The following is a 5,010-nucleotide window of genomic DNA, read 5'->3' on the forward strand; positions in this document are numbered from 1 at the left end:
CCAGCGTCACCGTGCCGAGCAGCCCGATATAGGAGGACCGGCCCTTGTGCGAATTGGACTGCTGCCTGCGCAGGTAGGGCAGCAGCACCCCGTTGAGCAGGGCCACCAGCGCGACCGCGCACACCGCCGCCAGGACTGCGGACCCGAAGGCGCCGAGCCCGGCCCAGGTGCCGACCATGCCCCCGGTGCCGGCGCCGACCAGGGCCGCCGATATGCCGGTCAGGCTCAGGAAGGGCATGCCATCGCCGTGTCCGACATCGGCCAGCAGCAGAGCGGACAACACGGCGATGCCGCCGACGATGAACGCCGCCAGGTACGCAGCCATCATGGTGTCGTGTCTCCGGTCCGTGCGCCGGGGTGGCGCGAATCAAAGCTGCGTCGCGCGGGACGCAGCTCACTATGGACCATTCTCTCGTGTTCCAGGGGGCTTGCGTGCACGAATATTCGATGACCGGTAGCCCGGATCCGGGTGGCTCCCGATGCTGGCCAGCCGTGATTTTGGCGCAGGCCGTCGAGCGGGTATTGTGGATCGACGGTGCGGCCTCCGCGCCGACTTTCTGCGTGCCCCGTTCTGGATTTCCGGAATTTCGTCGATTCGGCTCACGTTTTGAAGTCGGATGGTCGCTGCGCCGACGGGCGCACGATACGAAACGAAAGCAAGGATCGCCAGAGAGTATGGCCAAGAAAGACGGTGCCATCGAGGTCGAGGGCCGCGTGGTCGAACCCCTGCCCAATGCGATGTTCCGCATTGAGCTGGAGAACGGACACAAGGTTCTGGCCCACATCAGCGGCAAGATGCGGCAGCACTACATCCGTATCCTGCCCGAGGACCGCGTCGTGGTGGAGCTCTCTCCCTATGACCTGTCCCGGGGTCGCATTGTGTACCGGTACAAGTAACTGCCCAATCCCGTAGGACCTAAGACAGACGAGAGAACAGGATCGCGAAGCCGTGAAGGTGAACCCGAGCGTCAAGCCGATCTGCGACAAGTGCAGGGTGATCCGCCGGCACGGGCGGGTCATGGTGATCTGCTCCGATCCGCGGCACAAGCAGCGACAAGGCTGATCAGCCCAACTTGAGCAGTACCCACAACTGAATGCAGACCTCCCAGCACCACTGAGCAGATTGGCTGCTCAACACGTCCGGATCGGAGGCCGGGCCCCACATACAGAGGCGTGGGAACGGGCTGGGAACAGACCTCCGCATAGAAGAAGGAAACCGCCACATGGCACGGCTCGTGGGCGTGGATCTTCCGCGTGACAAGCGCATGGAGATCGCGCTGACCTACATCTTCGGCGTTGGCCGTACTCGCTCCCAGGAGATCCTGGATGCGACCGGAATCGACCGGAACCTGCGCACCAAGGACCTGACCGATGATCAGGTGACCCAGCTGCGCGATTACATCGAAGGCAACCTCAAGGTTGAGGGTGACCTGCGCCGCGAGGTGCAGGCCGACATCCGCCGCAAGATCGAGATCGGCTGCTACCAGGGCCTGCGGCACCGCCGCGGTCTGCCGGTTCGCGGTCAGCGGACCAAGACCAATGCGCGCACCCGCAAGGGTCCGAAGCGCACCATCGCCGGCAAGAAGAAGGCCAGGTAAGTAGATGCCACCCGCAAAAAAGGGCGCTGCCGCCCCCAAGAAGGGCGTGAAGACCCGCCGCCGGGAAAAGAAGAACATCCCGCACGGCGCCGCGCACATCAAGAGCACGTTCAACAACACGATCGTGTCGATCACCGACCCGCAGGGCAACGTCATCGCCTGGGCGTCGTCGGGCCACGTCGGCTTCAAGGGCTCGCGTAAGTCGACTCCGTTCGCCGCGCAGCTGGCCGCCGAGAACGCCGCCCGCAAGGCGCAGGAGCACGGTGTCAAGAAGGTCGACGTGTTCGTCAAGGGCCCGGGTTCGGGCCGCGAGACCGCCATCCGCTCGCTGCAGGCCGCAGGGCTGGAGGTCGGCGCGATTTCCGATGTCACCCCGCAGCCGCACAACGGTTGCCGTCCGCCCAAGCGGCGCCGGGTCTAGGAGGGACAAGAAACATGGCTCGTTACACCGGACCCGCGACCCGCAAGTCGCGCCGCCTGGGCGTCGACCTCGTCGGCGGCGATCAGTCGTTCGAGAAGCGCCCCTACCCGCCCGGCCAGCACGGCCGCGCGCGGATCAAGGAGAGCGAATACCGCCAGCAGCTGCAGGAGAAGCAGAAGGCCCGCTTCACCTACGGCGTCATGGAGAAGCAGTTCCGTCGCTACTACGAAGAGGCCGCCCGCCGTGGTGGCAAGACCGGTGACGAGCTGCTGCGCATCCTGGAGAGCCGGCTCGACAACGTCGTGTACCGCGCAGGCCTGGCCCGCACCCGGCGCATGGCCCGTCAGCTGGTCAGCCACGGCCACTTCACCGTCAACGGCGTGAAGGTCGATATCCCCAGCTACCGGGTGTCGCAGTACGACATCATCGACATCAAGGCCAAGTCGCTCAACACACTGCCGTTCGAGGTGGCGCGGGAAACCGCTGGTGAGCGCCCCATCCCGTCCTGGCTGCAGGTCGTCGGTGAGCGTCAGCGCGTGCTGGTGCACCAGCTGCCCGAGCGGGCCCAGATCGACGTGCCGCTCGCCGAGCAGCTCATCGTCGAGTTCTACTCGAAGTAACAGACCTCTCCCCGAAGGTTTCGGGGGGTTCTTGGGGGCGAAGTCCCCGAGGGTACGGCATCAAATAGCGGGTGCCGAGAAGGAGAAGAACACCATGCTGATCTCACAGCGACCCACACTGGCCGAGGAAAGCGTTGCCGAGAACCGCTCCAAGTTCGTCATCGAACCCCTGGAGCCCGGTTTCGGGTACACGCTGGGTAACTCGTTGCGGCGCACCCTGCTGTCGTCCATCCCGGGCGCGGCGGTCACCAGCATCCGCATCGACGGTGTGCTGCACGAGTTCACCACCGTTCCCGGGGTGAAGGAAGACGTCACCGATATCATCCTGAACCTCAAGGGTCTGGTCGTGTCCTCGGAGGAGGACGAGCCCGTCACCATGTACCTGCGCAAGCAGGGCCCGGGTGCGGTCACCGCCGGGGACATTGTGCCGCCGGCCGGTGTCACGGTGCACAACCCCGATATGCACATCGCCACCCTCAACGACAAGGGCAAGCTGGAGGTCGAGCTCGTCGTCGAGCGCGGCCGCGGTTACGTCCCCGCCGTGCAGAACAAGGCTTCGGGTGCCGAGATCGGCCGCATCCCGGTCGATTCCATCTACAGCCCGGTGCTGAAGGTCACCTACAAGGTTGAGGCGACCCGTGTCGAGCAGCGCACCGACTTCGACAAGTTGATCCTCGACGTCGAGACCAAGAACTCGATCAGCCCGCGTGACGCCCTGGCGTCGGCCGGTAAGACCCTGGTCGAATTGTTCGGTCTGGCACGGGAACTCAACGTCGAGGCCGAGGGCATCGAGATCGGACCGTCGCCGGCCGAGGCCGATCACATCGCCAGCTTCGCGCTGCCGATCGACGATCTCGACCTGACGGTGCGCTCGTACAACTGCCTCAAGCGCGAGGGTGTGCACACGGTGGGCGAGCTCGTGGCCCGCACGGAGTCCGATCTGCTGGACATCCGCAACTTCGGCCAGAAGTCCATCGACGAGGTGAAGATCAAGCTGCACCAGCTGGGTCTCTCGCTGAAGGACAGCCCGGCCACGTTCGATCCGTCCGAGGTGGCCGGCTACGACGCCGCCACCGGGACCTGGACCGGCGACGCCGGCTACGACCTGGAAGACAACCAGGACTACGCCGAAACCGAACAGCTCTAGAACAACCCGTCCCGGTCCTACCTGATACGGGGGCCGGCCCCATTTAGGAGATAGTCGCAATGCCCAAGCCCACCAAGGGTCCCCGCCTCGGCGGGTCGTCCTCCCACCAGAAGGCGCTGCTGGCCAACCTGGCCACCTCGCTGTTCGAGCACGGCCGGATCAAGACGACCGAGCCGAAGGCCCGGGCGTTGCGGCCGTACGCGGAGAAACTGATCACCCATGCCAAGAAGGGCTCGCTGCACAACCGGCGTGAGGTGATGAAGAAGATCCGCGACAAGGATGTGGTGCACACCCTGTTCGCCGAGATCGGGCCGTTCTTCGCCGACCGCAACGGCGGCTACACCCGCATCATCAAGGTCGAGAACCGCAAGGGCGACAACGCCCCCATGGCGGTCATCGAGCTGGTGCGGGAGAAGACCGTGACCGACGAGGCGAACCGGGCACGTCGCGCGGCTGCTTCGCAGGCCAAAGCGGCGGACAAGGCCGAGGAGACCACCGAGGCTGAGGCCACCGAGGACAAGGCCGAGGAGACCACCGAGGTCGAGGCTCCCGAGGTCGAGGCCACCGAGGCCAAGGACGAGGCTGACGAAGCCAAGTCCTGAGGACGCTCGTAACATGCCCGCCATCGATTCCGGTGGCGGGCATGTTCGTCTTCGTCTGGATATCGCCTACGACGGTACGGATTTCACCGGATGGGCCGCGCAGGCCGGCCAGCGCACCGTCGCCGGGGTGATCGACGAGACGTTGTCGACGGTGTTCCGCGCACCGGTCGTGACGCGTACGGCCGGGCGCACCGACACCGGTGTGCACGCCACCGGGCAGGTGGCCCATGTCGACGTGCCCGCGGGCGCGCTGTCGCATGCCTATCCGCGCCGCACCAAACCGTCGGATGCCGAGTTCACCCCGTTGGTGCGCCGGCTGGCTCGCTTCCTGCCCGCCGACGTCAGGGTGCACGACATCGTCCGTGCCCCGGTCGGTTTCGACGCCCGGTTCTCGGCGCTGCGCCGCCACTACGTGTACCGGCTGAGCACCGCGCCGTACGGGGTGGAGCCGCAGGAAGCGCGGTTCGTCACGCCGTGGCCACGTCCACTGGATATCGACGCCATGGCCGCGGCCTCACGTGAGCTGCTGGGGCTCAACGACTTCGCGGCTTTTTGCCGGCACCGCCCCGGCGCCACCACGATTCGCGATCTGCAGCGGCTGGACTGGGTCCCCGACGGTGCC

The 5,010-nt window shown here is 65.9% G+C and carries 9 protein-coding genes; 8 read left to right on the forward strand and 1 reads right to left on the reverse strand.

The window, feature by feature from the left end; all coding sequences use genetic code 11:
* On the reverse strand, nucleotides 1–328 hold a 328-nt coding region (locus ACWDTP_RS37295; RefSeq protein ID WP_450028243.1), incomplete at its 3' end, for a hypothetical protein.
* Nucleotides 329–675: 347 nt separating this feature from the next.
* Here ACWDTP_RS37295 and infA point away from each other — a divergent pair.
* The 8 genes from infA to ACWDTP_RS37335 all read left to right on the forward strand — a co-directional run.
* Nucleotides 676–897, forward strand: a complete 222-nt coding sequence (gene infA / locus ACWDTP_RS37300) for a translation initiation factor IF-1 (protein WP_003418601.1) — start codon at nucleotides 676–678, stop codon at nucleotides 895–897.
* 52 nt (nucleotides 898–949) lie between these two features.
* The gene (gene rpmJ, locus ACWDTP_RS37305; protein WP_003879483.1) at nucleotides 950–1,063 is read left to right on the forward strand and encodes a 50S ribosomal protein L36; all 114 of its coding nucleotides are present in this window, start codon (nucleotides 950–952) and stop codon (nucleotides 1,061–1,063) included.
* 160 nt (nucleotides 1,064–1,223) lie between these two features.
* A complete protein-coding gene (gene rpsM / locus ACWDTP_RS37310) occupies nucleotides 1,224–1,598 on the forward strand; it encodes a 30S ribosomal protein S13 (protein ID WP_450028244.1) in 375 nt (124 codons plus the stop codon).
* 4 nt (nucleotides 1,599–1,602) lie between these two features.
* Nucleotides 1,603–2,019 carry a 30S ribosomal protein S11 gene (gene rpsK / locus ACWDTP_RS37315; RefSeq protein ID WP_450028245.1) on the forward strand — a complete coding sequence of 139 codons (417 nt, stop codon included), beginning with the start codon at nucleotides 1,603–1,605 and terminating at the stop codon, nucleotides 2,017–2,019.
* Nucleotides 2,020–2,033: 14 nt separating this feature from the next.
* Nucleotides 2,034–2,639, forward strand: a complete 606-nt coding sequence (rpsD, locus tag ACWDTP_RS37320) for a 30S ribosomal protein S4 (protein WP_450028246.1) — start codon at nucleotides 2,034–2,036, stop codon at nucleotides 2,637–2,639.
* 94 nt (nucleotides 2,640–2,733) lie between these two features.
* A complete protein-coding gene (locus tag ACWDTP_RS37325; protein ID WP_450028247.1) occupies nucleotides 2,734–3,786 on the forward strand; it encodes a DNA-directed RNA polymerase subunit alpha in 1,053 nt (350 codons plus the stop codon).
* A gap of 59 nt (nucleotides 3,787–3,845) precedes the next feature.
* On the forward strand, nucleotides 3,846–4,388 hold the full coding sequence (rplQ, locus tag ACWDTP_RS37330) for a 50S ribosomal protein L17 (RefSeq protein WP_450028248.1): 543 nt from the start codon (nucleotides 3,846–3,848) through the stop codon (nucleotides 4,386–4,388).
* A 13-nt stretch (nucleotides 4,389–4,401) separates the two neighbouring features.
* Nucleotides 4,402–5,010 (forward strand): tRNA pseudouridine synthase A (locus ACWDTP_RS37335; RefSeq protein WP_450028249.1); only part of this gene is annotated, 609 nt, incomplete at its 3' end.

The sequence above is a fragment of the Mycobacterium sp. NPDC003449 genome (genome assembly GCF_053588415.1).

Excerpts from the sequence above, each read along its gene's own strand:
- rpsD (WP_450028246.1), top strand. The coding sequence starts at position 2,034 with ATGGCTCGTTACACCGGACCCGCGACCCGCAAGTCGCGCCGCCTGGGC.
- rplQ (WP_450028248.1), top strand. The coding sequence starts at position 3,846 with ATGCCCAAGCCCACCAAGGGTCCCCGCCTCGGCGGGTCGTCCTCCCAC.
- rpsM (WP_450028244.1), top strand. The coding sequence starts at position 1,224 with ATGGCACGGCTCGTGGGCGTGGATCTTCCGCGTGACAAGCGCATGGAG.
- rpsK (WP_450028245.1), top strand. The coding sequence starts at position 1,603 with ATGCCACCCGCAAAAAAGGGCGCTGCCGCCCCCAAGAAGGGCGTGAAG.
- ACWDTP_RS37325 (WP_450028247.1), top strand. The coding sequence starts at position 2,734 with ATGCTGATCTCACAGCGACCCACACTGGCCGAGGAAAGCGTTGCCGAG.
- infA (WP_003418601.1), top strand. The coding sequence starts at position 676 with ATGGCCAAGAAAGACGGTGCCATCGAGGTCGAGGGCCGCGTGGTCGAA.